Here is a 26,112-nt window from a genome sequence, read left to right as displayed (position 1 = left end):
TCCAGACGTTAACAATAGCAGATAACAAAGAATTAATAATAAATTGCTAATCTACACTTCCAAAATATTGAATCGCGCCAACTTCTGACACATGCATCGGTTCTTTATTTGAATCAGCTTCGTCTTTCTGAGAATTCTCCAAAAAAGAATGACTGTACAAAGCATAAGAAGGTTGCTCAGCCAAATCATTTTTCAACATTTGATGGGCTTCCACAATCGGTTTTCCGTATAGTTTTTTGAAACTTCCGATGTTGTATTGTGTAAATTTTCCGTAGTGGACGATAAATTTTAATGATAATTCGATGGTGGTATTCAACATTTCGCTCAGTTCCAGAATTTTCATATTGAAAGCATTTCTCATATTTCGAAGCATCTTTGAAACTTTTTGGTAGGAAGGTTTTTGATCGTATTTATAGAACAAAATCGCATCGCCCTCAATTTCAGAAATATCAAAATACTGATTGTTTACATCAATCAAAATAGAAAGTAGTTGTCTTACAATATATTCGCCGGTATAAAGTTTTGTATTGAACACAAATTCAGTGAATCCACTGAAATCAGGAATCAGAATAATTCCGTCTTGAATGTTTGTATTCTTCATAGTTTTCATGGTTTTAAACCTTTGCTGAAAGAGACGAAGAAGTAAGACTTTTACTTTACGGGATTTTGAAAAATCATGTACATTTTTTAAAACTTTAAAATTATATGAAATGGTAACAGCATTAAATTTCTATAATCAACTCTTTATCATAGCCGTTATACTTTTCTGTAATATAGCCATGCGGATTGCAGATAATTTCTGTTTCACCAATTTTATATCTTGTTGGCGTATGAATATGTCCGTGAACCCAATACATCGGCTGATGTTTTTAATAAAATCCTCCAAGTTGGAAGCATACGCCGAGGTGACCGGATCATTTTTAAAATGTTCAGGAACAGATTGCAGACTTGGTGCATGATGCGTAACAACAATATTTTTCATTCCTTGAGAATTTTCCAGACTTTCTTTGAGCCAATGTCTTGAGAATTGATGAATTTTGAAAGTATCAATACTTCTCATCTTTGAATAGGATGGATCACGAGTGATTTTCTTATAATCATTCATCACATACTGACAGGTCATTCCATAAAATCGAGGGTCACCAAAAATCGAAAAATCTGTCCACAAAGTTGCTCCGTGAAATCTTACATCTTCAATATTTACAAAAGAATCTTCCAGAACTGAGACATTAGAATCTTTTGCAGCTTCTTTTATTTTATTTAAAGTTTTCGGATAAGAACCTTTGTAATATTCATGATTTCCAAGAACGTAAATTACGGGCTTGTCAGGAATTTTAGTTTTAATCCACTCAATTCCCTTTGTTCCTAGATTGACGTCTCCTGCCAATACGACAACATCTGCGTTATCAAAAGATAAATCAGAAGAGCCGAATTCCTGATGCAAATCGCTGATGATTTGAATTTTCATAAACCTAAAATAGTATTTTTCTGCAGAAAAACAATTTTAAAAGTAAACATGATTAAAATCAGCATAACAAAACTAAAACATAACAACATGATTTAAAGAACATTAAACTAAAGAATAAAATTCAAACTAAATAAAGTCTACTTTTTTAGTAGACTAATAAAAATATATGTTTTATATTTGCACCCGTAATCAGGTTTGGAAATGAAAATGAAAACAAAATTCAGATACAATTCAATGAAAATGATCAACATCAATAGTATGATGATGCAATGCTGTATGCCTTTATATGTGAATTTTAGTGGATGACCTTACTTTTATTATGACATATTTTTAAAGGCTTTACCACGTTGTAAAGCCTTTTTTATTTAATAACAATTCAAAAAATGATAGAAATCAAAAACATAACAAAGACTTTTCATCAGAAAAAACAGTCTTTTAAAGCTTTAGATGATGTCAATCTCAGCATTGAGAAAGGCGATATCGTAGGAATCATCGGATTTTCGGGAGCCGGAAAAAGCACATTAATCCGCACCGTCAATCTTTTGGAAAGACCTGATAACGGACAAATCATCATCAACGGAACCGATTTCACCAAATTAAAATCAAGACAACTCGCAAAAGAGCGTAAAAAAATCGGAATGATTTTCCAACATTTCAATCTGCTTTCATCGAGAACAGTTTTTGAAAATATCGCACTTCCTCTGGAATTGGACAATTTAAGTAAAGACAAAATCCGTGAAAAGGTCAGCGAACTTTTAAAAATCGTCGGTTTGGAAGATAAAGCTCATGATTATCCTAAAAGTTTATCTGGTGGACAAAAACAAAGGGTTGCCATTGCGAGAGCTTTAGCCAATGATCCTTATCTCCTACTCTGCGACGAAGCGACAAGCGCGCTCGATCCGGCAACCACGGAATCTATTTTGCAGTTGTTGAGAGACATCAACCACCGTTTGGGGATCACGATTTTATTGATCACTCACGAAATGGAAGTCATCAAAGCGATCTGTAACCACGTTGCCGTAATCGATAAAGGACAATTAGTAACAAAAGGGACTTTGAGCGAAATTATTTCTAACAAAGAAAATCCCATCATAAAACAATTTTTAAACTCAGGTGTTATGACTATACCGCAAGAACTCAACAAAAAACTACAGAAAGAGCCGCAAGCCGGACTTTTTCCTTTGGTTGAAATCGAATTAAACGAAAAAATAAGCGTTGAAGAACTGCTTTCAATCATTTACGATCAATATAAAATTCCATACAAACTTCTGAAAGCTGATGTAGAATATTTGGGAGATTCCAATTTTGGGAAACTTCTCCTGCACCTGAAAGGTGAAAGCGAAGAAAACCAAAAAGCCATCTATTATTTTAATCAGAATAACATTCAAAATACTTTAAAAGGTTATGCTTAGTGACACTGTACTTTCACTTCTTTCAAAAGGAGTCTGGGAAACCGTTTATATGACTTTTGTATCAGGATTTTTCGGTTTCGTGCTTGGTCTTCCTGTTGGAATTCTACTTTTTGTCACCCGAAAAGGGCAGCTTTTAGAAAATACAATTTACAATAGAATCCTGTCGGTTTTGATTAATATTTTCAGGTCGATTCCTTTTATTATTCTGATTGTCTGGATGATTCCTTTCACAAGATCTCTGGTAGGAACTTCCATCGGAATGAATGCAGCATTGGTTCCTTTAAGTATTGGTGCTGCACCGTTTATTGCAAGATTAGTTGAAAACAGTCTTTTGGAAATTCCAAATGGTTTGATTGAAACTGCGAGAGCATTAGGAGCAACACCGTTTCAAATTATCAAAAAAGTACTGTTGCCAGAAGCTTTGCCTTCACTCATTAATAATGCGACGATCACTCTCATCACTTTGGTCGGATATTCCGCAATGGGTGGAGCTGTCGGAGCCGGTGGATTGGGACAAATCGGGTATCAGTACGGATATATTGGCTATGACGCTTTGATTATGAATCTTGTGCTTGGCTTGCTGGTAGCTTTGGTGTTTATCATTCAGTTTTCGGGCGACCGCTTAGCGAAGAGGTTTGATCATCGTTGAGTTGAGTGGGAGTGTTTTAGAGTTTTAGAGTTTTAGAGTTTGTAGCAACGAGAACAGATTTATAAAATTTCAAAAATAGAGAGATATCTAATTTATAATTTCTCATTATTCAATATTACTGAATAAACATCCAGCTCCCATCATCCAACACCCAACTTTTAAAATAAAAAATAATTTACAATGAAAAAAATAAAAATTCTAAGTTTAGCAGCTGGATTGCTCTTATTCGGAGCGTGTAATTCTCCAAAAAAAGATGATCCTAATTTCATTAAAGTCGGGATAACTTCCGGTCCTGAACAAGAGATTGCAGAAACTGCCAAAAAAGTAGCCAAAGAAAAATATAATCTTGAGGTGGAACTGGTTTCATTCAACGATTATGTAGTTCCCAACGAGGCTTTGAATAATGGTGACATCGATGCCAACGCTTTTCAACACGTTCCTTATCTTAACGAACAGTCGAAACAGCGAGGTTATAAATTAGCTGTAATCGGAAACACATTTGTTTATCCGATTGTTGCCTATTCAAAAAAGATAAAAAGCATCTCTGAATTACAAAATGGAAGCACGATTGTGATTCCCAATGACCCAACCAACGGCGGTCGTTCTCTTCTTCTTTTACAGAAAAATGGATTGTTAAAATTAAAAGACGGAATCGGATTATTGCCTAAAGTAACCGACATTACTGAAAACCCAAAGCAGCTGAAGATTCTCGAAATAGAAGCACCTCAACTTCCAAGGGTTCTGGATGATAAAGAAGTCGTAATCGCTATCATTAACAATAATTTTGCAGCACAAGCCGGATTAGACGCCAACAAAAACGGAATTTTTAAAGAAGACAAAGATTCTCCTTATATGAATGTTGTGGTTTCACGAGAAGACAATAAAAATGATGAAAAAGTGAAGAACTTTTTAAAAGCATATCAGTCTAAAGAAGTGGAAGACAAAGCTGAAGAAATTTTTAAAGGTGGTGCTGTAAAAGGATGGTAGTTTTGGTTGTTGGTTGATGGTTTTTAAATTCCCCTTCTCTAAAGGAGTGGATTTTTGCGAAAGCAAAAAGACGAGATAGTTAAACACCTCTAAATTTTAAACTCTGAACTCGCAAAAGATACTATTATTATAACATCGTTTCGGAAAAACCTTTGCCTTCGAAGCGATGTTTTTATTTTAAAATTATTTTTATTTCACTAAATAATTAAAAATTTATCTCGCTGATTAAGCTAATTAAGCAGATTTTATTTTATGCTTTTATTAATCTGCTAAATCTGTATTATCTGCGAGATGAATTTTTCACATTTTAAACTTTTAAATATTTAAAATTAACTCTACAATTAATCACAGTGTATTGGTTAAAAATAACCATTTTTCCAAAAACTTATTTTCTCAATTTGAGATAATAATTATTTTACCTACTTTTGTAAGTAATCAAATAAAAAGTTTTTTATGTTGAAGAAAACTGTACTCTTAAGTTTGTTTACGCTAATATCTGCTTCTGCAATGGCTCAAACCAATACAACGCCTGTTTACTTAGACGAATCTAAACCTGTTGAACAGCGAATTCAGGATGCGCTTTCCAGAATGACACTTGAAGAAAAAGTGGCCATGCTTCATGCACAATCAAAGTTCAGTTCGCCAGGAGTTCCAAGATTGGGAATTCCTGAATTCTGGACAACCGACGGTCCGCATGGAGTTCGCCCAGAAGTAATGTGGGATGAATGGGATCAGGCCGGATGGACCAACGACTCCATTATCGCCTACCCTGCTCTAACAGCTTTATCCGCAACATGGAACAAAAAAATGTCATGGAACTACGGTAAAGCATTAGGTGAAGAAGCAAGATACAGAAAGAAAGACATCCTTTTAGGACCCGGAGTTAACATTTACAGAACACCTTTGAACGGAAGAAACTTCGAATACATGGGTGAAGATCCTTATCTGACTTCCAAAATGGTCGTTCCGTACATTCAGGGAGTGCAGTCTAACGGAGTGGCCACTTCTGTGAAACATTTTGCCTTAAACAATCAGGAAATGTTCCGTCATACGAGCAACGTAATTGTGGATGACAGAGCTTTGTATGAAATTTACCTTCCGCCCTTTAAAGCAGCGGTGACTGAGGGAGATTCTTGGACGATTATGGGCGCTTATGACATGTACAAAAATCAGTACGCGAGCCAGAACAAATATCTTTTAAATGATATTCTTAAAGGAGAATGGAAATACAAAGGCGTGGTGGTTTCTGATTGGGGTGCAGTAAACAATACCGAACAGGCAATTCACAACGGATTAGACGTAGAATTCGGAAGCTGGACAAACGGACTTTCTGCCGGAACAAGAAATGCTTATGATAATTATTATTTAGCAAAACCCTATTTAGATTTAATTAAATCAGGAAAAGTAGGAACTGCAGAGCTTGACGATAAGGTGACAAGACTTTTACGTTTAGCTTATAAAACCACGATGAACACCAAAAAACCTTTTGGAAACATTGCTTCTGACGAACATAAAGCTGTTGCAAAAGAAATCGGTGAAGAAGGAATTGTTTTGTTGAAAAATCAAGGAAACGTACTTCCTATAGACATCAATAAAGCTAAAAAAATTGCCGTTATCGGTGAAAATGCTATCAAGGTAATGACTGTCGGCGGTGGTTCATCTTCTTTAAAAGTAAAATATGAAACTTTACCTTTAGACGGAATCAAAGCTAAATTTGGAAAAAACTCTGATGTACAGTTTGCAAGAGGTTATGTTGGAGATGTTGGAGGTGAATACAATGGTGTAAAGTCTGGTCAGGATTTGAAAGACAGCCGTTCACCAGAAGAATTACTGAATGAAGCGGTTGAACTCGCTAAAAAATCAGATTATGTGATTTTCGTAGGCGGATTAAACAAATCTGACTTTCAGGACAGTGAAGGAAATGACAGAAAAAGTTACGGACTTCCGTATAATCAGGACAACGTGATTTCCGCTTTAGCAAAAGCAAATAAGAATTTCACTGTAGTTTTAGTAAGCGGAAATGCAGTAGCCATGCCGTGGATTAAAGAAGTTCCTTCTATCGTTCAAGGCTGGTACTTAGGTTCTGAAGCCGGAAATTCTATCGCTTCTGTTTTATCGGGTGATGCGAATCCTTCAGGAAAACTTCCATTTACATTTCCTGTAAAGCTGGAGGACAACTCAGCTCATACAATGGGAGAATATCCCGGAAATAAAGAAGAATTGGCAGCCGGAAAAGGTAAAGATCAGAAAAACCCGATCAACATCAAATATAACGAAGGAATTTTCGTGGGTTACCGTTGGCATGACACGAAAAAGATCAAACCATTATTCAGCTTCGGTCATGGTTTAAGCTACACCACTTTTGAGTTCGGAAAAGCAAAAGCAGACAAATCAACGATGAATCAGGACGATAAAATCACGTTCACGGTTACTGTAAAAAACACAGGTAAAAAAGCAGGAGCTGAAGTGGCTCAGCTATACATCACCGACGTAAAATCATCTGTTGAACGTCCTGCAAAGGAGTTGAAAGGTTTTGAAAAAGTATTTTTAAATCCTGGTGAACAAAAAGAAGTGACTTTCACAATCGACAAATCGGCGTTAAGCTATTTTGATGTACAAAAACACGACTGGGTTGCAGAACCCGGAGATTTTGAAGCACAAATCGGAAATTCTTCTGATGCTATTAAAACGAAAGTTAAATTTACCCTACAATAATTTAATCATATTAAGACACTGTCCCATTAAGTGTGTAAATTAAAAAGTTAGGGCTTAGATTTATAATCTGAGCCTATTTTCAAAAATAAGCATAAATTGGTTTAAAATCAATCCCCAATTTTGGATGGGCATGGTCCATTTTTTAGTTGCTTCTTTCAATGCTAAATAAACAGATTTTATAACTGCATCATCTGTAGGGAAAGACATTTTGTTTTTGGTGTATTTTCGGATTTTCCCGTTTAGATTTTCAATTAAATTGGTCGTGTAAATTATTTTTCTAATCTCGATTGGAAACTCAAAAAAGACGGTTAATTCGTCCCAATGAGTTCTCCAGGATTGTATTGCATAGAGATATTTACTTTCCCATTTGGTTGCAAAGTCGTCCAAAGCTGCTTTTGCCGCTTCTTTTGTGGGGGCAGTATAAATGTGTTTCATATCTGCAGAAAATTCTTTCCTATCTTTCCAGACAACATATTTACATGCATTTCTAATTTGGTGAACTACGCAGATTTGGGTTTGAGATTGCGGAAAAACCGAGCGAATGGTCTGGGTAAATCCATTCAGATTATCGGTAGCAGTGATGAGAATATCTTCTACGCCACGAGCTTTTAAATCGGTCAGAACATTCATCCAAAAGCTGGAGCTTTCGTTCTTTCCGAGCCACATCCCGAGAACTTCTTTTTTACCTTCACGATTGAGTCCTACGGCTAAATAAATGGTTTTGTTGATGACCTTGGAGTTTTCACGAACCTTGAAAACAATCCCGTCCATCCAGACAATCAGATATACTTCATCCAATGGTCGGTTCTGCCAGGCAACCACTTCGCTGGCAACAGCATTGGTGATTCGTGAGATGGTGGAAGTCGAAACGTCAAAATCATACATTTCTTTGATTTGCTCTTCAATATCACTTACACTCATCCCTTTAGCATAAAATGAGATGATAATGTTCTCCAAACCATCGATGATATTGTGTCTCTTTGGAACTAATGCTGGTTCAAAACTGCCTTCCCTATCTCTGGGAACTTTTATTTCTGATTCGCCGAATGAGGACTTTATCCTCTTGGTTGCGTGTCCGTTCCGATAGTTTCCATTAATGGTTTTTTCGTGTTTTGAATTATCCAGATGGCTGTCAAGTTCAGCATCCAACATATGTTCTACTGCTTTTTTGTGCAGCTCTTTAAAGAATGAGGTTAAATCTTCCCCGTTCTTAAAGGATTTGTAGAAATCCTTATTGTTTAGTAAATCTTCTTTGTCGATCATAACTATGTAATGGTTAAAAATAATAAAAAGTTATTTCCGTAAAATTTTTTGAGCTATAAGGGCTCAAAATTTTACAGAATAACTTTTTAACTTACACAGTTAGTGAGATACTACCCATATTAACAGCAAATCCCCGTTACTTAGTAAGTGTCGGGGATTTTTATTTTAAAATTTGTTTAGCAGAATTTATCATTTACGAATGAAACTTAACTCCATCCCTTCAATAGTGTATGTAAGGGTAGTTTTTGTTACTTTATATTCGCAACATTGGAACTCATCACCAACTTCATTTACACAAAGCTTTCCATCTTCGATCTTCCATTTTGTCTTTTTAGTACCGTTGTACATTTTAGTAGTCAATACTCCGTTGGCTGCAAATGTTTTTGTTAGTTCATTCTTAACAACTTTTCCATCTATTTTATAGATTTTCCATGTGCCTTCAACACCAGTTCCTTCGTTTTTTTCAATTAAATGAATTAGAGTAATTGTGTTTAAAGATTTTTGTCCAAATAAGGCTGCCGTTCCTAAAACTAATCCGGCTCCAATGATTAAATTAACTGTTACTTTTTTCATGGTTCTTTTTAAAACTTAAACAGTTGTAAATATATTCTAAAATATTTAATGAACAACGAAAATCCTAGCCCCGATTGAAACGGCATCCTTTTGTGCAGCAAAGCGGAACAAAATATATAGTGGAAAGCGGGAAAAGCTCCTAATAAAACTTTAAATTTTATCAGAAGCTTTCCGTCTTTATTTTATTTTGCTGAGATTATTTTACGTCTTATTCATTTTGCATCAAGGCAAAAGAACCTAGAAAATATTACAAATTCTGATCTTCATGCTGCCCTTCATTAATTTCTTCCACCATTTTTGCGTTAAAGGCAGGAAGATCTTCGGGAGTACGGCTTGTAACCAAACCATTGTCTACCACTACTTCACTGTCTTCCCATTGTGCGCCTGCATTTTTAAGGTCGATACTAATGGAATCTACAGAAGTTAGATTTCTGCCTTCAACAGCACCTGCATTAATCAAAATTTGCGGCCCGTGACAGATGGCAGCGACCGGTTTGTGTTGTTTGAAAAAATCCTGAACAAAAGACAAAGCTTTTTCGTTTGTTCTTAACTGATCCGGATTGATAACTCCTCCCGGAAGTACCAAGGCGTCATATTCTGAGGCAGAAACCTCATCTAAAGTTTTGTCGACGTTGTATTCTTGTCCCCAATCTTTTTCTGCCCATGCTTTGATGGTTCCAGCCTTTGGACTTACGATGTGTGCTGTCCAACCCTGTTGTTCTAAATGTTCTTTGGGAGATTTTAATTCGCTTTCTTCAAATCCGTGTGTTGCTAAGATTGCAATTTTCTTTGACATATTATTTTATTTTTTTGGTGTTATATGCTAATGACTAAGAAAATATAATGCCGTGACTTGGTGATGTGGTATTTAAAAAGTGTTAAATTCGTTGTTGGTTGTCAGTTTTTGGTTGTCAGCTTCCTGATTTTCAATCTACTCAAAACTTCCCACACCCCAGTTCCGGTATCCAATAAAAATAATAATCTGCAGTACAATAATTCCGCACAGTTTTAGCAAAAAGCTTTTCTTTGAAACCTTATGTCTGAAAACCAGCATTGCAACGACTGCTCCCACTGTCCCTCCAATAAACGTTAAGGTTAGCAAAGAAAATTCTGATATTCTTCTTCTGTGCTGGGTCGCTTTCCATTTATCAAAGGCAAAGGTTATGAAAGTGATCAGATTGATTATTAAAAGTAGGTAGAACATTACCGCAAATCTAAAACAAAAATAAATATCAGAAAGCAATCGAAATTATAATTTCAACAGTATAAAAGTTTCTACATTTGTTATCCATAAAAATTAAATCAATGACAGTACAGGATTTGGCAGGCAGCTACTCTATTCAGGGGAGTAATCAAGAAGAATCGGATCATATTTCCTATCACGGAATACTGACTCTTTCTCTTGATGAAAACAACCGAATCATTGCTCAATGGATGATCGGTGAACACGAACAAAATGGTACAGGTTTCTTTAAAGATCAGATTTTAGTAATCAACTTTCAGTATGAAGGTCAAGATCAGAAAATCTACAAAGGAACTGCTGTTTACCGTTGTCTATCAAAAGATATTTTGGATGGTTTTTGGTCTGAAAAGCATGGTGATCCGCTTTATCTTGGGAGCGAATATTGTATGAGGATTAATACGAGTGAGTTTTTGAATTGATGGTTTGTATATTCACAATGATTTCATGTCAAATGATAAAAAAAATAATTATATAGTCAAATCCAGTTTCGTATCAACCTCATCCGAGTAAGGCAGCAACCCTCTAATCTTAGCAATAAGATCATCCATATCAAAAGGTTTCGGAACAAAATCTGTAGCCCCCGCATTACCGGCAATACTGCTGCCGTCTACGCTTGCAGAAAGTACAATCACCGGCAGATGCTCAAATTCTTCTGTTGCTCTGATGGCTTTTAGAACCTGATCTCCTGATAAAACAGGCATCCAGAGATCCAATAAAAGCAAATCCGGAAGTTCAGTTTTTATCTCTTTAATCAGATTTGTACTGTTGATTTCAGTGAAAACCTCATACCCTTCAGACTCCAGCAACATTTGCAGAACATCCAATATTCCTTGGTCATCATCACAGACCATTATTTTTTTATTGTTCATTATTTTCATCTTTCATGATTGGTAATGTAAAGCTAAAAGTTGATCCTTTACCTATTTCACTTTCTACCCAAAGCGTTCCTTTGTGATTGGCAATAATTTCGTGAGAAATATAAAGACCAATTCCTAAACCTGGAAATTTTTTCTGTATATCTCTAGCTCTGAAGAATCTCTCAAAAATTTTGGCTTTATCCTGCGGACTGATTCCCATTCCGTAATCAGTGACAGATATTTTCACAAAATCTCCGACTTTATTTAAATAAACTTCAATTTTATCAGAACCCGGAGAATATTTAATCGCATTGGAAATTAAATTATTTATCACCTGCGAAATTTGAAGTTCGTCACCTAAAATTACGGCTTCCGCATTGCCAGACAAGATAATATTATAATCCGGAGTTGCGAAAGACAAATTTTCTACTGTATCCTGAATGGTTTTATTAACATCAAATGGCTCATTGTGTAGTTCTATATTCCCTGACTGTATTTTTGAGGTATCTAAAAGTTCTGTAATCAAATTATTGAGCCTGTCTACATAAGTTCCCACTTTATCAAGTGTTGATATGTATTTATCTGATGAACCTTCAGGTGGCATTCTTTGAAGAAGCTGCACAAGACCTTTAATAGTAGTTAAAGGAGTCTTTAGTTCATGGCTTGCGATAGAAAGAAAATCGTCTTTGCGGCGATCTGTTTCTCTTTTTTCTGTAATATCTTCGATGGCAATCAGAATTCTGTCTTTATACTGACCCTCAAACTCTATTCGATAGGCATTCAGCAGCATAATCTTTTTACCAATATGCGGGAAATCGTGCTCTACTTCAAAATCAATCACAGGATTGTTTGTTGGTAATATTTTTAGTAAAAGTTCTCTAAGCGGATCGATATCCCATTGGTGGTTTCCGAGCTCAAATAATAATACTCCTACCGTATCTTCTGAAGTTACTTTAAAGGTATGTAAAAAATGACTGTTGGCACTTAGAACCTTGTAATTTGCATCTAGAACCAATAAGCTCTCTCTGACTGTCTGGATAATACTTGAAAGAAAAATTTCATTATCAACCAGCTCTTTCGTTCTGTCCATAATTTTTCTTTCTACCGAAGCTTTTTCTTCTCTCAGTTCATGTTCAGCTTTTTTACGGTCGGTAATGTCATTTTGAACTCCTATGAAATGTGTAATTTCATCTTTGTCATTTTTAACCGGGGAGACAAACAATTCATTCCAGAATAATTTACCGTTTTTCCTGTAATTTCTGATTTCAACTCTGCATTCTTTTCCATTTTTTATAGCTTCTCTAAGCTCATTTCTTTCAGGCTGCATTCTGTCTTGTAATTGCAGAAACCGACAGTTGTGACCGATGATTTCGTTATGTCTGTAACCGCTAATCGTTTCAAATGCTTTATTGCAATAGATAATCGGATTGTCTGGTTGCATATTGTCAGTAATGATAATACCCGAATTGGCAGAATTGAGTGCTTTAAGATAAAGATCAAGATGAGTCCCTAAGTTACTCCGATGATCGGGGCGGGCGTTATGTGATGTTTCCAATTCTTAGCTATTTTATTAACACTATTTCCAAAATAAGAAAGTTAAAATATTCATCATTCTTATCTTCAGATAATTTCATAAACCAAATACTATGCCCATAGCATAAAAGATTTTCAAAATTTCAAATTTGCTTTAATTTAAATGATTATTAAATAGAATTATCATTTAATTAAAAAAAATGGATTTAATAGATGAAAAATTGAGTATCGATCATCATTCTAAATTTAACATAAAAAAACAGCTTAAAATAAAGTCTTGGTTATTGGTAATTTAAGATTTACCTTTACTCCAACTGTAATACGGTCAGAATGATTGAGAATACCTTTGGCATAAACATCGTGCCCGAAAATGAGGCAGACCGCCTTGAAGCCCTAAAACGCTACAGAATTACTGATTCTCCTTCAGAAGAAAGTTTCGACGGAATCGCCAGACTGGCGACACAAATATTCAATGTACCTATTTCCCTCCTTTCTTTGGTAGATGCAGAATCTGTATTTTTTAAAGCAAATATAGGAATGGGAAAAGCCAAAGAAGCCAACAGGGGAAAAAGTCTCTGTGCATTGGCAGTTTTGGATAAAGAAGTAACCGTTTTCGAAGATGCATTGAAAGAACCTTGCCTCATGGCAAACCCGAACGTTATAGGAGATTTTGGTTTAAGATTTTATGCAGGCGCTCCGCTGATTACCCATGACGGATTTTTGATAGGAACCCTTTGTGTTATTGATCAGAAAACAAGAGAATTTAGTCTGGCAGACAGAAAGATTCTCGAAGATCTTGCCAAAGTTGCAATGGATCAGATTGAGCTTAGAAGATCATCCTTAGATACAATTGATGAGTTACAAAAATCAAATCTCAGACTCAACAGTATTCAGCTTGATCTGGAATCAGCCGTTGAAGAACTCGCTGCCATCAACGAAGAAATGGAAGCCACCAATGAAGAACTGAACACCGCCAATGAAAACGTAAGCAAATCATATGATCTTACTGTTCAGCTTAATAAGAATCTTCAGACCAGTGAACTTCGTCTGAAATCATTCATCAGTAAAGCACCTGTGGCTTTTGGGATTTTAGCAGGAAGTGAACTTAAAATTGAGGTTGCCAATGATATGATTCTCAAAATTTGGGGTAAAGACCAGAAAATAATCGGTCAACCGTTGGCAGAGGCTTTACCTAAACTGAAAGAACAACCCTATCTGGATATTCTTGCAGATGTTTTCACTTCTGGTAACTCCTATATCGGTGACACAGCACCCGTAAAATTAGAATCTGACGGAGTTTTAAAGGAATGCTATTTTGATTTCATCTATGAACCTTTGAAAGATGAAGATGATAAAACTGTTGCTATCATTGTCATCGCTAATGAAGTGACAGAGCGTATCAATAAAAAATATGAACTAGAAGAACTTAATCAGCAGCTTGAAATTGCTTTGTATGCAGGTCAGCTGGGTTCTTATAATTTAGATTTAATCACTGGAAAAATAAATTCTTCATCTCAATGCAAAGCAAATTATGGTTTGCCTAGTGATTATACATTTGATTTTGATAATCTGATGCAAATTATTCTTCCCGAATATCGAGATAATCTGAAAGAAAAAATAAATCAGTCGATAGAAAATCATTCACCCTTTAATGCAGAATATCTGGTTAGATGGCCAGATGAATCACTACACTGGATCAACGCATCCGGTATTTTAAGCTTTGATGAAACTGGGACTGCCACCAATATGATTGGCGTAACCGTTGATATTACAAAAAGAAAGAATTATGAAGCTCAAAAAGACGACTTCCTTTCTATTGCAAGCCACGAACTCAAAACACCTATTACAAGTTTAAAAGCAAGCATCCAGCTTCTTATGAGACTAAAAGATAAGCCTACTCATGAGATGGTTCCTAAATTAATCGATCAGTCATCAAGGAGTTTAGATAAACTAAGCACTCTTGTAGATGATTTATTAAATATCAAACGGTTGAGTGGTGGTAATCTAGAACTGACAAAAGAAGTATTTACCGTTTCAGAAATGCTCGGAACGTGTTGTGACGACATTAGAATTACCGGAAAACATCATTTAATTGTAAAAGGTGACCTTGATGCAACTATTTTCGCAGACGAGCAGCGAATTGACCAAGTGGTCGTGAATTTTGTAAATAACGCTGTAAAATATGCGCCTCTATCAAAAGAGATTCATCTTATTGTAAATCAACTGGAAGACTGTGTAAAAATAACAGTAAAGGATCATGGCGACGGTATCGACCCCGAAATTCAGCCCTTATTGTTTGACAGATACTACAGAGCCAACCATAAAGGTAAAACCTACTCTGGCCTGGGATTGGGTTTGTATATTTCTGCAGAAATCATCAAGCGTCATGGCGGAGAAATAGGTGTGGATAGTGTTTTGGGAGAAGGAAGCAGCTTTTGGTTTACTTTGCCAATGAATGTTACTGCAAATTAGTTTTAAAAAGTTTATTACACATTTATAACCCTAAAGTAATGAATAATAAAGAAATACTGCAAAAAGCCAATTCGTTGATTACAGAAGGCGATTACGAAGGATTTTTATCATTCTGCACAGAAGATACAAAATGGACTTTCGTAGGTGATCAGATTCTTAACGGTAAAAATAAAGTTCGTGAATATATGAGAAAAGCTTACTCAGAACCTCCAAAATTCATGGTTGACCATCTCATTGCTGAGAACGATTTTGTAACTGCTGTCGGAAAAATAAGCATGAAAAACGGGGACGGAAAAACAGTAGAATATTCTTACTGCGACGTCTGGAGATTTAAAAACAATAAAATGGATGAGCTGACTGCTTTCGTTATTGAAAATTAAAATCTAAAGCCTCTTACAATTTAAGCATAAAAAAAGCTGCCTCTTGCGAAGCAGCTTTTCTTTTACGATATATATCGATTATGCAAGTCTTACGTTAACTGCATTTAATCCTTTTTCGCTTTTTTCTACGTCGAAAACTACTTTATCATTCTCACGAATCATTTTAGTGTTCAATCCTGAAGAATGTACAAAAATGTCTTGTCCTCCTTCTGCTGGAGAAATAAATCCGAAACCTTTTGTTTCGTTAAAAAATTTTACTGTGCCTTGTTGCATTGTATTGGTATTAAAAATTGTTTTATTATTGGGTGTCTAATTCTAAGATTAAACTTTTACTTTTATTATTTCAAGAAACAGCTGAATAGACGGTTGTTCTCTTAATCTGTACTCCTCCATCTATAATCTTGTCTGCGAAGGTAGTGACTTCTGCCGAGATAATCGATGAAAAAAGAATATTTTGTCTTTTTATCGGAAGTTTACTGATCAGTTTTTTAAGCTCATTGCTCTTGTCCTTCAATAAAATTTCGATATCATCTATAATCAGAACTTCTATCTTCGAAAGGCTGATGTGCCTCTGATCATCAAGTTCCATTAATTTTTCAGGAGTCGCAATCAATACATCTAATCTTCTTCTCAAGGAAGATAACTGTGTTCCGTTTGAAATCCCTTCATACACAGAAAGCTGTGATAAAGGCAAATATTTGGTATAAATTTCAAAATTTTTCTCAATCTCTAACACCGTTTCTTTAGTAGGCGTCAGAACCAAAACCCTCGTGTCATTATGATCCGGATTGTTCTTTTTCAGTGCCTGTAGAACCGGCATTGTAAAAGAAGTCATCCTTTCTGTTCCGCGGGGAATTATGCATAAAACATCTTTACCATTTAAGATTTGCGGAATAATTCTAGTCTGCAATTCTGTAGGCTTCGGACATCCTGCTTCTGTAGCGGCACGAACGATGGGATTGATTAAGTTTAAATTCTTAAAACTCATAGTATTTGATTGCCGAGTTGCGGCTCTCCTTTGTTAAAATAACGTTCGGAAACTTTATTAATGGTATTCTTTGGGGAATTATAATTTTTGGGGAACTCAATATAGAAACTGGAATTTCTTTTCGAAGAATATTTTCTGGATAAACTTTATAACTGAGTTACTGTAATATATAACTCTGATGTGCTGTAATTACTTTAAACTTCTTTCATTTTATTTGAAGAACAGTCTTATGGTATTTATTTCACAGTACAAAGATGGGTCAATAATGAGATGCAAAGGTTACATAAATAAATATTAAACTTACATAAATCACACATTACCTATAAATCTTCAAGATTTTTTAGTCTTTTTTGCTTTAAACTTTTGTAGAAAGATGGCGACAGACCGGTAATCTTTTTAAATTGATAAGAAAGATGCGAAACACTGCTGTAATTGAGTTTATAGGCAATTTCGGTAAGGTTTAGTTCGTTATATAACAGCAATTCTTTTACCTTTTCAATCTTATTGATGATGATAAAATGTTGTATCGTATAACCATTCACTTCAGAAAACACATTTGACAGATAAGTGTAATCGTAACCCAGTTTTTCACTTAAATATTCTGAGTAATTTTCTTTTGGCTGTTCATGGGCATTATGAACCATTTCTGTAATTGTATTTTTAATTTTTTCAATTAAAATACTTTTTTTGTCGTCTAAAAGTTCAAGTCCGAGATGCGCTAATTTTATTCTGAAAACTTCCAGCTGCTCATTTGTAATTCCAGCGGGAATATCAACTGTACCAAGGTTGACAACAGCATTCTTTAAGCCCAGCTGCTCGATTTCTTTCTGCACCATCATTTTACATCGCAGACTGACCATATATTTTATGTAAATCCTCATAAACTAGTATCATTCGGTAGTCTGAATAAATTTTTATACAATAAAACGATGACCAAAATGAATAGGTAAGTTACATTAATTAAATAAAATATTGATTGAAAATATTTAAAAATAAATCAAACTTCTTACAGAAAGTATGTCTATCTTTAGTATTAAGTTCTTTGCTTCATGCTCAAGTGAACGACTTTAATTGCAAAGTCATGCGCACAACTTTTCACCAACCTCTTCCGCAGCCAAAAACTTTGGTTCGGGTTCCATCTTCATCGGTGCGGATTGCCTATTTTATTATGGTTCATGATGAGTCTGAACAATTCATCAGAATGTTTAGAAAAATCTATACAAGAGATCAATTTTACCTCATCCATGTCGACAGAAAAGCCAATGAGGAAGTAACAGAAAGGATTCAGGGATTTCTAATTCAATACCCAAACGCTTATATCCTTGAAAGCATGAATATTACTTCGGGCGGTTTTAATATGGTACAAATTGAGCTCAATGCCATGGAATTTCTGTTAAACGTCAGCAATGAATGGGAATATTTCATCAATCTGAGTGGTGAAGATTACCCTTTAAAATCTCAGACAATCATCCGGAAATTTCTGACTGCGCAAAATGGTAAAAATTATCTCTTTTATTATGATCAAAAATTTTACAGACCCGATACATTAAAACGTATTCAAAATCATTTCACAGAATTGGCATTTCGAATCTCATCTTTTATTTACAAAAGGGAATTTATGAAAGACGTTATCCCGTTTATCGGTGGAAAATGGATGATTCTCACGAGAGATACCTGTTCTTTTTTATGTAATAGCGAAAGAGTAATGGCTTTTGAAGATTATTATCTGCACACGTTACTTCCTGCAGAATCTTTCTTTCAAACTGTGCTGATGAATACACCTTTTCATTCTGTGATTGTGAATGATGACAAACGGGCGATCATAGATATTAATGCATTAAACATCACTGATGCTGCTTCAGTTTTTGAAAATTATTTAAAATCAAATAATCATCTTTTTATAAGAAAACTAAATTATAATAATCATCAGGATTTGCTGAAATATATCGATGAAAATTTCCATTCTGAATTGCCGGATATCAATGATGTAGATAAAGAACTTAGAAACAATTTAGGTCAAAATAATTAATCGGTTTTAAAATTAAAAAAATCTCCCCAAATAAATTTGAGGAGAAGTAATATTTAAAGATATTTTAGCTTAAACTAAAGACATCCAATTGCTGTTTTCTGAGTAATCATCCAACGGCTTTAAATCCTGATGATGATTCATTGATGCAAGAAGAGTAACGATTTCCTGTCTTGTCATTTCAACAGAATTATCAACCAATTTTTGGTTAAATCCTGCGTTGCTTAATTCCAAAAGGTCATTCACAGTGATGATTCTTGCCACTACTTTACCAAGATCAATCATTTTTCTCTGAGAAATTGCTGTATTGATAGTAAAATCTAGATTTTGAGTGTATAATTTAGCAGCATTTTCGCTCAACACATTTTGCTGAAGATATTCACCTACATTTTCCAGTTTCTTTTTCTTCATATCTTTTAAAATTCCTTCTGAAATCTGGGTGTACAACATTTCATTAGAACCTTCAAAAATCTGGAACGGACGACTGTCCATAATTCCTCTTCCACCGATGTGGCTCATTCTGTACCCTTTTCCACCTGAAAGCTGTACCAAAATCTGTGCTGCTTCCTGCATCATATCGGTAACCAAAGCTTTCATAGAATTCGCATGAACACCTTCTGATGAAAGGTTGTGATCAATTCCGCTAATTTTAGAACTTTTTGCGCACATTGCAGAACACAACGTGAAAAACGACTCTAATCTTGTCAGCTGATATTGCACCTGATCTAATGCATAAAGATTTGAATTTCCTACAATTCTGGTTCTTGTATGACTTAAAGCTTCATCAAGCATTCTTTTCAGGAAGCCCATTCCCATTCCCGGGAACTGAAATCTGCTTCTGTGAAGAATATCAAGCATCATTTTAAGACCTGTAGATTCAGGAATTAATTTGTTGGCTTGAGGAACTTTGATATCAACTTTATTAAGACCGTAAGGAATCATGTAAAGTCCTGGATTATCATAATATTCCAAAACCTCAATATTTTGTTCAGGTTGATGAGTGTCTGCGATGAAGAAATCAACATCTCTGGATAGATTTCCTTCTGCATTGGCACTTCTTGAGGTAATCAGCCAGTAATTAGCTAAACCTGTAAGACCTTGCCAGTGTTTTGTACCTTTTACTTCATAAGAATCACCTTTCAACTCATTTTGAGTCTTCATATTTAAGGCATCACTTCCAAAGTCCGGCTCTGTGATCATCAAACCACCCATTGCACCATAATCTAAGAAATGCTTAAAAATATTTCCTTTAATCGATTCATTTCCGTATTTAGCTAATGGCTCAAGAAAAAGAGCGATGTTGATCCCAAAAGTTAATGATAATGGTAGAGATTCGTAAGAAGCGGCAGATAAAATCCCCAAACATTCTTTCACTTTCAGTCCGCGACCTCCAAATTCAGTGGGTACAGCAACAGAAAGCGGTTTTAGATTCATGATTTCTTTCCATACACTTGGCGGAAGACCTCTTGAAAGACTTAGCTGGTCGATGTTTTCTCTCTGAAAAAGATCATGGAGTGAAGTTTTAAAATGATCAAGAAATTCAGGGTAATTTTCCCCAGATAACTTGTTTGAAGATTCAGTCATACAAAATAAAAAAATATGTGCCGTATGCCATTGATACAGCGGAATTACTATATGAAGCGGATGGCACAATTTAAATCTAAATCAGTAGCTTCATAAAATCTGCGACCAAGATACAAATTTTTGGTCAGCTATTAAAGCACCAACTTAAAAATTGATGTATTATTAACGTAACATTATGATTATTATACAAATCTCAATCATTAACTGATATTTACCAGGAATATTTAAATGGAATCAGATTAATTAGAATAATTCTTCCTAATGAGTAATAAAATTAAAGATGCTTTTTAAGATTTTTTTCTAAATGACAAATAGCAAATAAATAAAGTTAAATTCACCAATACAGCAAAGGCATTTGATAGAATAATAGGTAATTCATTCTGAATAAATCCGTACCAAACCCAAAGAGAGAGCCCACAGATTAAGACCAAAATCATAACCCAAGATAAATCTTCAACGTTTTTTTCTTTGATAACTTTAATCAACTGAGGAATCATTGCTATTGAAGTGAGAAACCCCGCTACTATCCCTAAAATATTTACATCCATAACCTAAATATACTGAGTTAAACAGTAAGCGGCTATGACCTCAATCACAACCGCTTATTTTATTTTAAATAATTTAGCGATGCCTCTTCCCTCTTTGATGATAATCAACATTTTGAGGTTTCGCCTGATAATTTTTTGAAAGTTTATCATCATGCAAGTGACTAAAAGCATTGTTTGAATGAGGTTCATTTTCAAATTCTAAAGTATCGAAATGCACAACTTTACCATTTCTATACGCTTTACCTTCTGAATTACGATAAATTTGATTTTCCTTGTAGGTAGTTCCGTCTGGTGCAGTAAAAGTTTTTACTTTTTGACTCAGTTTCTTTCTTCTTTGATTAAGGAGAATTGCTGTACCTCCAGCGATCAACGCCAGAGCTATTTTTACTTTATTATTCATGTGATTTGTTTGACATTGATTAAACAAAACGCTTGCCATTAAAACTTACCCAAAGCTTTTCTTTATTTATATCATTTAAAAACTTCTTTGGTCTTAAAATTGAATAATAAAACGCAACATAAAATCACTAAAATAAAACAATATGGCAACTAAAACAGCAACAGTTAAAAAAACTACAGCTCCAAAAAAAACTGTAGCACCAAAAAAACCGACTGCTTCAAAAAGCACAGCATCAAAATCTTCTAAAACACCAGCTAAAAAAGATGCTTCTGCAGATCTCAGAGAATTCTTTGAAGACGCATTGAAAGACATCTATTGGGCAGAAAAAGCCTTGACAAAAGCACTTCCGAAAATGGAGAAAAATGCTACACATCCGGATTTGAAAAATGCAATTTCTTCACATTTAGCCGAAACTAAAGTTCATGTAATGAGATTAGAAGAATGTTTCAAGTCTTTAGGATTGAAGCCTGAAGCCAAAAAATGTGATGCCATGCAAGGATTATTAGATGAAGGAAATGGCATCATGGAAGAAACAAAAGCTGGCGCCATTCGTGATGTAGGAATCATTGCTGCTTCTCAAAAAGTAGAACATTATGAGATTGCAACTTACGGAAGTCTTGCAGCTTATGCGAAAGTTTTAAAAGAGAAAAAATGCCTAAGCAACTTTTTAGCAACTTTAAAAGAAGAAAAAAATTGCGATAAATTGTTGTCAACGATTGCAGACACAGCGCTGAACAGCAAGGCAAAATAGTTTTTCAAAACTAAATTAAGTCAAAAAAGAAATTCCTCAATATAAATTGAGGAATTTTTTATGGTATAATTGTCTATTCCTGAAATAACGATACACAAAAAAGAATCGTTATGAAAGAACCAGTGGAATCGCTTTATGTAAAGCGTACACAGAAAGATTACAGTTTGAGTTTTAAAGTTCAGATTGTAAAAGCAATTGAATCAGGAAAATTGGGAATTACAGAATGTCGTAAGAAATATGCGATACAATCTCGTTCCACGATTGTCAATTGGCTTAGAAAATACGGTAACTTTGATTGGGATAATCAAATACCAAGTTCTATGCAAAAAACTCCTGAACAAAGAATTATGGAATTGGAGGCTGAAGTAAAACTGCTTGAGAAACAAAAAGCCTTACTCGAAAGACAAGCCTACATTGCCGATAAAAAGGCTATCTTTTTCGATATGATGATCAACCTTGCTGAAAGCGAATACCATATCGATATCAGAAAAAACTCCGCATCCGCACAATCAACAACTTCCGCAGAACAGAAAAAGAAACCTTAGTTTTTACCTGTGGATTGTCCGGATTGGATAGACAAGTCTATTATAGAAGTTTGAAACGCAGCACAGTGCGAATGAGCAAAGCTCAACAAGTGGTCGCATTGGTGGAAGAAAAACGTATACTACAACCAAAGATTGGCGGTAAAAAGCTGTATTTTATGTTGAAAGAACCTTTAGGAGCTCTGAATATTGGCAGAGATAAGTTCTTTGGTATTTTACGGGCCAATCATTTACTGATTGTTCCAAAAAGAAGTTATCACGTCACGACCAACTCCCACCACCGCTTTAGAAAGCACAGAAATATGATATTGGACTATCAAATCACTAAACCCAATGAAGTTTGGGTGGCAGATATTACTTACATCGGAAACAGAAAGAATCCGAGTTATTTAAGTTTAATAACAGATGCATATTCCAAGAAAATTGTTGGGCATCACGTTGCGAATAATTTAAATACAGAAAGCAGTTTAATTGCATTGAAGAAAGCTTTAAAAAATAAAAAAGTGAATTTAGAATCGTTAATCCATCATTCTGACCGTGGTCTGCAGTATTGCTCTAATGAATACCAAAGATTATTGGGAAAGCACAACATCAATTGTAGTATGACGCAAAACTCAGACCCCTACGAAAATGCAGTGGCAGAAAGGATTAATGGAATTTTAAAACAAGAATTTGATATTGATAAATACGATATGGAAACAAAATTAAGAAGAAGGGTTGTAAATGAGTCAATTCAAATATACAATGAAGTAAGACCTCATTTTTCAAATCATTATTTAACCCCAAACCAAATGCACGAACAGTCCGTATTGAAAATGAAAACCTATAAAACAAAAAACCAAAGCAAAAACGTTTTTGCTTTGGTTTAATTATTTATTTTTGACCTATAATCTGTATCGATTTTTTAGGACGGGACAAATTATAAAAACATTGAAGCTTTTATATTAATTATTTAAAATAAGCAGATTATTCAGTTCACTTTTGAAGCACCCTAAAATAAATTCCGCATAGTACAATTGCGCATTCAATGCCTGAGTCTTTGGATGAAGCTCTAGTTTTTTTGATACAATAATTTCACCTTTGTAAGCAATTGTATAATGTGCGTAAACACTGTACGTAGAATGTCTTACAGGAGTACAATACCCTGTTGTTGCAATTGACCAATCGCTTTCGAATAATTTCGCAACATTCAGCGCCATCGTGTCTGCTATATTTTCTGATACGCAATCGCTATTTTCAGCCTCCCGCTTGTCTACATTTAAAAGTCTCACTTTTTCCGCTAAAGTAAATACGGTCATTCCACCTTTATAAAACATTGATGCATTGGGCATTTGTGAAAAAGCCAATTGAAGCATTCCGGAAGTTACACTTTCGGCAACGGCAACTGTTTCGCCTGTTGTCATCATATATTCACTGATGTATTCTAATATTTTTTTTTGAAATTCCATAATAGTAAAATTTTAGTTTGATTAAATTTTAGCACCTGCAATCTCATGTTCATGTAAGAAAAATGAAGAACGAAAAACTGCTGCTTTCATAATATATTGTACTGGTTGTAATGAGAAGCTATCTATTTCTATGCCATAGAGTTACGCTCTTTCTCAAGATCCCAAACTCTGTGTTTTGCGATAGCCGAAATAAATTTCTCGTCAGAATCACCTCCTGAAGTATTAATAATTGCAGGGTCTTCATGTTTTTTGGTGCTGATTCTGGTTGCCTTATAAATTTCGTCAGTATCTTTCCCAAAATAGATTGCCTTGCAATGTTTGTACGCTTCGTTGATAAATTCTGTAACAATCGGTTTTCTTTCCGGATGCATCAATTCCTTAGCAGATTTTTCACCTGCACACACATATAAAGCATCAAAAGATACACTTGCTGTACTTGTAATCGAATGTTTTGGTTCAAATTTAGTTCCGTCATCTGCTTTCACCGGCGCAACACTTGGTGCAATAATCTGAACAATCGCTCCTTCACTTTCCAGCTTACTTTTTAAAGATTTTACAGCCTGAGTATTTACTCCGTCTGCCATGATAAAACCAATCACACGACTTTCTATTGTATCTTTCACTGTATTCTTCATGCTTAGAGCTTTCGAACTTTTAGTTTCCGGCTCTCTTTCTTCGCTTTGTAAACTTGCGGCATCGGCATCTGCAGGAATGCTTTGGTTTGGCATATCCAATTTTTTAACTTCTACGCCTACTTTTTCGGCAACATTCGCAGCAAGTTCAGCATCAATAAAAGCTAATTGCCCTACTACTCTTTCTCTGATTTCTAAGATGGTCACTTTTGACAATTCAAATACCAAAGCATTCTGAAGGTGAGTTTTTTCCGGTGCAGACTGACTGTTTAAAAACATTTTTGCCTGAGAATAATGATCAACAAAACTGTCGCTTCTCGCTCTTATTTTATGCCCGTCTACCCTTTCGTTATTTGAAGTAAATCCGCCGTCTCTCATCATTGCCTGAAAAGGACATCCACCACCGATAGAATTAGGTTCATAACTAACTTTTCCTTTTACGATCTGCTGTCTCATATGACCGTCACGCTGATTGTTGTGAACTGTATTGATCGATCTGTTGATCGGAATTTCGTGAAAATTAGGCGATCCTAATCTTGATAACTGTGTATCTGTGTAAGAAAATAATCTTCCTTGTAAAAGCGGATCATTAGAAAAATCGATTCCCGGCACTAAATGCCCTGGGTGAAATGCCACTTGCTCTGTTTCTGCAAAAAAGTTATCCGGATTTCTGTTTAAAGTTAAAGTTCCAACGATTTGTACAGGAACTAATTCTTCAGGAACTAATTTTGTAGGATCCAGAAGATCAAAATCAAAATCGTGCTCATTTTCTTCAGGAATAATCTGTACTCCAAAATCCCATTCAGGAAAAGCACCATTTTCAATAGATTCCCAAAGATCTCTTCTGTGGAAATCCGGGTCTGTACCTGAAATTTTCTGAGCTTCACTCCAAGCGACTGAATGTACCCCTAATTTAGGTTTAAAATGAAATTTAACGAAATGAACAGCACCTTCACTATTGATAAATTTAAATGAATGCACCCCGAAACCCTCCATCATTCTGTAGCTTCTCGGGATGGCACGGTCGCTCATTGCCCACATAATCATATGCATACTTTCAGGCATTAATGATATAAAATCCCAAAATGTATCGTGCGCTGAGGCAGCCTGCGGAATAGCATTATCAGGTTCTGGTTTTACTGCGTGTACCAAGTCCGGAAATTTCATCGCATCCTGAATAAAGAATACTGGAATGTTGTTTCCTACCAAGTCATAATTCCCTTCTTCAGTATAGAATTTTACCGCAAAACCTCTTACGTCTCTTGCTAAATCTGTACTTCCTGCGCTTCCGGCAACCGTAGAAAACCTTACAAAAACAGGTGTTTCTTTATCAACATCATTTAAAAATTTTGCTTTAGTGTATTTGGCTAAACTTTTATTCAGCTTAAAAACCCCGTGAGCACCAGAACCTCTCGCATGAACAATCCTTTCTGGAATTCTCTCGTGATCAAAATGCGTAATTTTTTCTCTTAAAATAAAATCCTCAAGCAAAGTCGCACCTCTTTGATCAGTCTTTAGTGAATCCTGATTGTTGTTAACTTTTAATCCCTGATTGGTTGTCAGTTTCGTATCTTGATTATCTGTTGTGTGATCTTGAAGCTGATCCAGCTTTTCGTTTGTTCTAAAGTCTTTATTGTCCAT

27 protein-coding genes are annotated in these 26,112 nt (G+C 35.1%); 11 read left to right on the top strand and 16 right to left on the bottom strand.

What is annotated here, in order from left to right; all coding sequences use genetic code 11:
- Positions 1-46: 46 nt before the first annotated feature.
- Both LNP04_RS17825 and LNP04_RS17820 read right to left on the bottom strand, forming a co-directional pair.
- Positions 47-601 carry a DUF2652 domain-containing protein gene (locus LNP04_RS17825; protein WP_229984222.1) on the bottom strand — a complete coding sequence of 185 codons (555 nt, stop codon included), beginning with the start codon at positions 599-601 and terminating at the stop codon, positions 47-49.
- A 135-nt stretch (positions 602-736) separates the two neighbouring features.
- Positions 737-1,468: a metallophosphoesterase gene (locus tag LNP04_RS17820; protein WP_229984221.1), complete on the bottom strand. Its 732-nt coding sequence runs from the start codon at positions 1,466-1,468 to the stop codon at positions 737-739.
- Positions 1,469-1,851: 383 nt separating this feature from the next.
- On the opposite strand from LNP04_RS17820, the gene LNP04_RS17815 reads away from it, so the two are divergent.
- The 4 genes from LNP04_RS17815 (at position 1,852) to LNP04_RS17800 (ending at position 7,231) form a co-directional block, all read left to right on the top strand.
- Complete coding sequence (locus LNP04_RS17815) at positions 1,852-2,880, top strand: methionine ABC transporter ATP-binding protein (RefSeq protein ID WP_229984220.1); 1,029 nt, start codon at positions 1,852-1,854, stop codon at positions 2,878-2,880.
- Positions 2,873-3,529 (top strand): methionine ABC transporter permease MetI, encoded by a 657-nt coding sequence (gene metI / locus LNP04_RS17810; RefSeq protein ID WP_229984219.1) that lies wholly within the window; start codon positions 2,873-2,875, stop codon positions 3,527-3,529. Before LNP04_RS17815 ends, metI begins: the two co-directional genes overlap by 8 nt.
- Positions 3,530-3,709: 180 nt before the next feature.
- Positions 3,710-4,516: a methionine ABC transporter substrate-binding lipoprotein MetQ gene (gene metQ / locus LNP04_RS17805; RefSeq protein ID WP_229984218.1), complete on the top strand. Its 807-nt coding sequence runs from the start codon at positions 3,710-3,712 to the stop codon at positions 4,514-4,516.
- Positions 4,517-4,969: 453 nt separating this feature from the next.
- On the top strand, positions 4,970-7,231 hold the full coding sequence (locus LNP04_RS17800) for a glycoside hydrolase family 3 C-terminal domain-containing protein (RefSeq protein ID WP_229984217.1): 2,262 nt from the start codon (positions 4,970-4,972) through the stop codon (positions 7,229-7,231).
- A gap of 60 nt (positions 7,232-7,291) precedes the next feature.
- On the opposite strand, the gene LNP04_RS17795 is transcribed toward LNP04_RS17800, so the two are convergent.
- From LNP04_RS17795 to LNP04_RS17780, 4 genes are all read right to left on the bottom strand, one after another.
- Positions 7,292-8,494 carry an IS256 family transposase gene (locus tag LNP04_RS17795; protein WP_229982814.1) on the bottom strand — a complete coding sequence of 401 codons (1,203 nt, stop codon included), beginning with the start codon at positions 8,492-8,494 and terminating at the stop codon, positions 7,292-7,294.
- A gap of 189 nt (positions 8,495-8,683) precedes the next feature.
- A complete protein-coding gene (locus tag LNP04_RS17790) occupies positions 8,684-9,067 on the bottom strand; it encodes a hypothetical protein (protein WP_229984216.1) in 384 nt (127 codons plus the stop codon).
- Positions 9,068-9,314: 247 nt separating this feature from the next.
- Complete coding sequence (locus tag LNP04_RS17785; protein WP_229984215.1) at positions 9,315-9,863, bottom strand: type 1 glutamine amidotransferase domain-containing protein; 549 nt, start codon at positions 9,861-9,863, stop codon at positions 9,315-9,317.
- A gap of 135 nt (positions 9,864-9,998) precedes the next feature.
- On the bottom strand, positions 9,999-10,271 hold the full coding sequence (locus tag LNP04_RS17780; protein WP_229984214.1) for a DUF1294 domain-containing protein: 273 nt from the start codon (positions 10,269-10,271) through the stop codon (positions 9,999-10,001).
- A gap of 101 nt (positions 10,272-10,372) precedes the next feature.
- On the opposite strand from LNP04_RS17780, the gene LNP04_RS17775 reads away from it, so the two are divergent.
- Entirely contained in the window at positions 10,373-10,729 is a 357-nt protein-coding gene (locus LNP04_RS17775; protein WP_229984213.1) for a hypothetical protein, read from the top strand.
- 48 nt (positions 10,730-10,777) lie between these two features.
- Here the strand turns inward: LNP04_RS17775 and LNP04_RS17770 are convergent, their stop codons facing one another.
- Entirely contained in the window at positions 10,778-11,179 is a 402-nt protein-coding gene (locus LNP04_RS17770; protein ID WP_229984212.1) for a response regulator, read from the bottom strand.
- Positions 11,169-12,722 (bottom strand): PAS domain-containing sensor histidine kinase, encoded by a 1,554-nt coding sequence (locus LNP04_RS17765; RefSeq protein ID WP_229984211.1) that lies wholly within the window; start codon positions 12,720-12,722, stop codon positions 11,169-11,171. The genes LNP04_RS17770 and LNP04_RS17765 overlap by 11 nt, the downstream gene beginning before the upstream one ends.
- A gap of 308 nt (positions 12,723-13,030) precedes the next feature.
- Between LNP04_RS17765 and LNP04_RS17760 the strand changes: the two genes are divergently transcribed.
- Positions 13,031-15,172 (top strand): ATP-binding protein, encoded by a 2,142-nt coding sequence (locus LNP04_RS17760; RefSeq protein WP_229984210.1) that lies wholly within the window; start codon positions 13,031-13,033, stop codon positions 15,170-15,172.
- A 38-nt stretch (positions 15,173-15,210) separates the two neighbouring features.
- Positions 15,211-15,552 carry a nuclear transport factor 2 family protein gene (locus tag LNP04_RS17755; protein ID WP_229984209.1) on the top strand — a complete coding sequence of 114 codons (342 nt, stop codon included), beginning with the start codon at positions 15,211-15,213 and terminating at the stop codon, positions 15,550-15,552.
- A 78-nt stretch (positions 15,553-15,630) separates the two neighbouring features.
- Here LNP04_RS17755 and LNP04_RS17750 read toward each other — a convergent pair whose 3' ends face one another.
- The 3 genes from LNP04_RS17750 to LNP04_RS17740 all read right to left on the bottom strand — a co-directional run bounded on the left by LNP04_RS17750 (position 15,631) and on the right by LNP04_RS17740 (position 17,421).
- A complete protein-coding gene (locus LNP04_RS17750) occupies positions 15,631-15,825 on the bottom strand; it encodes a cold-shock protein (RefSeq protein ID WP_047445827.1) in 195 nt (64 codons plus the stop codon).
- Positions 15,826-15,895: 70 nt separating this feature from the next.
- Positions 15,896-16,540, bottom strand: a complete 645-nt coding sequence (locus LNP04_RS17745) for a DEAD/DEAH box helicase (RefSeq protein WP_229984208.1) — start codon at positions 16,538-16,540, stop codon at positions 15,896-15,898.
- Between the two features lie 320 nt (positions 16,541-16,860).
- Complete coding sequence (locus LNP04_RS17740) at positions 16,861-17,421, bottom strand: AraC family transcriptional regulator (RefSeq protein WP_229984207.1); 561 nt, start codon at positions 17,419-17,421, stop codon at positions 16,861-16,863.
- A gap of 200 nt (positions 17,422-17,621) precedes the next feature.
- Here LNP04_RS17740 and LNP04_RS17735 point away from each other — a divergent pair, with 200 nt between their 5' ends.
- Complete coding sequence (locus LNP04_RS17735) at positions 17,622-18,569, top strand: beta-1,6-N-acetylglucosaminyltransferase (RefSeq protein WP_229984206.1); 948 nt, start codon at positions 17,622-17,624, stop codon at positions 18,567-18,569.
- Between the two features lie 69 nt (positions 18,570-18,638).
- Here the strand turns inward: LNP04_RS17735 and LNP04_RS17730 are convergent, their stop codons facing one another.
- The 3 genes from LNP04_RS17730 to LNP04_RS17720 form a co-directional block, all read right to left on the bottom strand.
- Positions 18,639-20,150 carry an acyl-CoA dehydrogenase family protein gene (locus LNP04_RS17730; protein WP_229984205.1) on the bottom strand — a complete coding sequence of 504 codons (1,512 nt, stop codon included), beginning with the start codon at positions 20,148-20,150 and terminating at the stop codon, positions 18,639-18,641.
- A 287-nt stretch (positions 20,151-20,437) separates the two neighbouring features.
- On the bottom strand, positions 20,438-20,698 hold the full coding sequence (locus LNP04_RS17725; protein WP_229984204.1) for a SemiSWEET transporter: 261 nt from the start codon (positions 20,696-20,698) through the stop codon (positions 20,438-20,440).
- A 73-nt stretch (positions 20,699-20,771) separates the two neighbouring features.
- Positions 20,772-21,098 (bottom strand): hypothetical protein, encoded by a 327-nt coding sequence (locus LNP04_RS17720; protein ID WP_229984203.1) that lies wholly within the window; start codon positions 21,096-21,098, stop codon positions 20,772-20,774.
- 142 nt (positions 21,099-21,240) lie between these two features.
- On the opposite strand from LNP04_RS17720, the gene LNP04_RS17715 reads away from it, so the two are divergent.
- From LNP04_RS17715 to LNP04_RS17705, 3 genes are all read left to right on the top strand, one after another.
- Positions 21,241-21,849, top strand: coding sequence for a ferritin-like domain-containing protein (locus LNP04_RS17715; protein WP_129534479.1), 609 nt, complete (start codon positions 21,241-21,243; stop codon positions 21,847-21,849).
- A 110-nt stretch (positions 21,850-21,959) separates the two neighbouring features.
- A complete protein-coding gene (locus LNP04_RS17710; RefSeq protein WP_229983440.1) occupies positions 21,960-22,394 on the top strand; it encodes a hypothetical protein in 435 nt (144 codons plus the stop codon).
- Between the two features lie 14 nt (positions 22,395-22,408).
- Positions 22,409-23,260 (top strand): IS3 family transposase, encoded by an 852-nt coding sequence (locus LNP04_RS17705; protein ID WP_324292096.1) that lies wholly within the window; start codon positions 22,409-22,411, stop codon positions 23,258-23,260.
- Between the two features lie 75 nt (positions 23,261-23,335).
- Here the strand turns inward: LNP04_RS17705 and LNP04_RS17700 are convergent, their stop codons facing one another.
- Positions 23,336-23,839: a CinA family protein gene (locus tag LNP04_RS17700; protein WP_229984202.1), complete on the bottom strand. Its 504-nt coding sequence runs from the start codon at positions 23,837-23,839 to the stop codon at positions 23,336-23,338.
- A gap of 128 nt (positions 23,840-23,967) precedes the next feature.
- Positions 23,968-26,112 (bottom strand): catalase, encoded by a 2,145-nt coding sequence (locus tag LNP04_RS17695; RefSeq protein WP_229984201.1) that lies wholly within the window; start codon positions 26,110-26,112, stop codon positions 23,968-23,970.

The sequence above is a fragment of the Chryseobacterium sp. C-71 genome, from assembly GCF_020911865.1.
Classification (GTDB): Bacteria; Bacteroidota; Bacteroidia; order Flavobacteriales; family Weeksellaceae; genus Chryseobacterium.
Note: the sequence above shows the minus strand (reverse complement) of the source record. Positions and strands in the feature narration are given on the sequence as shown.

What these genes read in the sequence shown, in the direction of transcription:
- LNP04_RS17825 (WP_229984222.1), bottom strand. Translation starts at nt 601, where the DNA reads ATGAAGAATACAAACATTCAAGACGGAATTATTCTGATTCCTGATTTC.
- LNP04_RS17820 (WP_229984221.1), bottom strand. Translation starts at nt 1,468, where the DNA reads ATGAAAATTCAAATCATCAGCGATTTGCATCAGGAATTCGGCTCTTCT.
- LNP04_RS17815 (WP_229984220.1), top strand. Translation starts at nt 1,852, where the DNA reads ATGATAGAAATCAAAAACATAACAAAGACTTTTCATCAGAAAAAACAG.
- metI (WP_229984219.1), top strand. Translation starts at nt 2,873, where the DNA reads ATGCTTAGTGACACTGTACTTTCACTTCTTTCAAAAGGAGTCTGGGAA.
- metQ (WP_229984218.1), top strand. Translation starts at nt 3,710, where the DNA reads ATGAAAAAAATAAAAATTCTAAGTTTAGCAGCTGGATTGCTCTTATTC.
- LNP04_RS17800 (WP_229984217.1), top strand. Translation starts at nt 4,970, where the DNA reads ATGTTGAAGAAAACTGTACTCTTAAGTTTGTTTACGCTAATATCTGCT.
- LNP04_RS17795 (WP_229982814.1), bottom strand. Translation starts at nt 8,494, where the DNA reads ATGATCGACAAAGAAGATTTACTAAACAATAAGGATTTCTACAAATCC.
- LNP04_RS17790 (WP_229984216.1), bottom strand. Translation starts at nt 9,067, where the DNA reads ATGAAAAAAGTAACAGTTAATTTAATCATTGGAGCCGGATTAGTTTTA.
- LNP04_RS17785 (WP_229984215.1), bottom strand. Translation starts at nt 9,863, where the DNA reads ATGTCAAAGAAAATTGCAATCTTAGCAACACACGGATTTGAAGAAAGC.
- LNP04_RS17780 (WP_229984214.1), bottom strand. Translation starts at nt 10,271, where the DNA reads ATGTTCTACCTACTTTTAATAATCAATCTGATCACTTTCATAACCTTT.
- LNP04_RS17775 (WP_229984213.1), top strand. Translation starts at nt 10,373, where the DNA reads ATGACAGTACAGGATTTGGCAGGCAGCTACTCTATTCAGGGGAGTAAT.
- LNP04_RS17770 (WP_229984212.1), bottom strand. Translation starts at nt 11,179, where the DNA reads ATGAACAATAAAAAAATAATGGTCTGTGATGATGACCAAGGAATATTG.
- LNP04_RS17760 (WP_229984210.1), top strand. Translation starts at nt 13,031, where the DNA reads ATGATTGAGAATACCTTTGGCATAAACATCGTGCCCGAAAATGAGGCA.
- LNP04_RS17755 (WP_229984209.1), top strand. Translation starts at nt 15,211, where the DNA reads ATGAATAATAAAGAAATACTGCAAAAAGCCAATTCGTTGATTACAGAA.
- LNP04_RS17750 (WP_047445827.1), bottom strand. Translation starts at nt 15,825, where the DNA reads ATGCAACAAGGCACAGTAAAATTTTTTAACGAAACAAAAGGTTTCGGA.
- LNP04_RS17745 (WP_229984208.1), bottom strand. Translation starts at nt 16,540, where the DNA reads ATGAGTTTTAAGAATTTAAACTTAATCAATCCCATCGTTCGTGCCGCT.
- LNP04_RS17740 (WP_229984207.1), bottom strand. Translation starts at nt 17,421, where the DNA reads ATGAGGATTTACATAAAATATATGGTCAGTCTGCGATGTAAAATGATG.
- LNP04_RS17735 (WP_229984206.1), top strand. Translation starts at nt 17,622, where the DNA reads ATGCGCACAACTTTTCACCAACCTCTTCCGCAGCCAAAAACTTTGGTT.
- LNP04_RS17730 (WP_229984205.1), bottom strand. Translation starts at nt 20,150, where the DNA reads ATGACTGAATCTTCAAACAAGTTATCTGGGGAAAATTACCCTGAATTT.
- LNP04_RS17725 (WP_229984204.1), bottom strand. Translation starts at nt 20,698, where the DNA reads ATGGATGTAAATATTTTAGGGATAGTAGCGGGGTTTCTCACTTCAATA.
- LNP04_RS17720 (WP_229984203.1), bottom strand. Translation starts at nt 21,098, where the DNA reads ATGAATAATAAAGTAAAAATAGCTCTGGCGTTGATCGCTGGAGGTACA.
- LNP04_RS17715 (WP_129534479.1), top strand. Translation starts at nt 21,241, where the DNA reads ATGGCAACTAAAACAGCAACAGTTAAAAAAACTACAGCTCCAAAAAAA.
- LNP04_RS17710 (WP_229983440.1), top strand. Translation starts at nt 21,960, where the DNA reads ATGAAAGAACCAGTGGAATCGCTTTATGTAAAGCGTACACAGAAAGAT.
- LNP04_RS17700 (WP_229984202.1), bottom strand. Translation starts at nt 23,839, where the DNA reads ATGGAATTTCAAAAAAAAATATTAGAATACATCAGTGAATATATGATG.
- LNP04_RS17695 (WP_229984201.1), bottom strand. Translation starts at nt 26,112, where the DNA reads ATGGACAATAAAGACTTTAGAACAAACGAAAAGCTGGATCAGCTTCAA.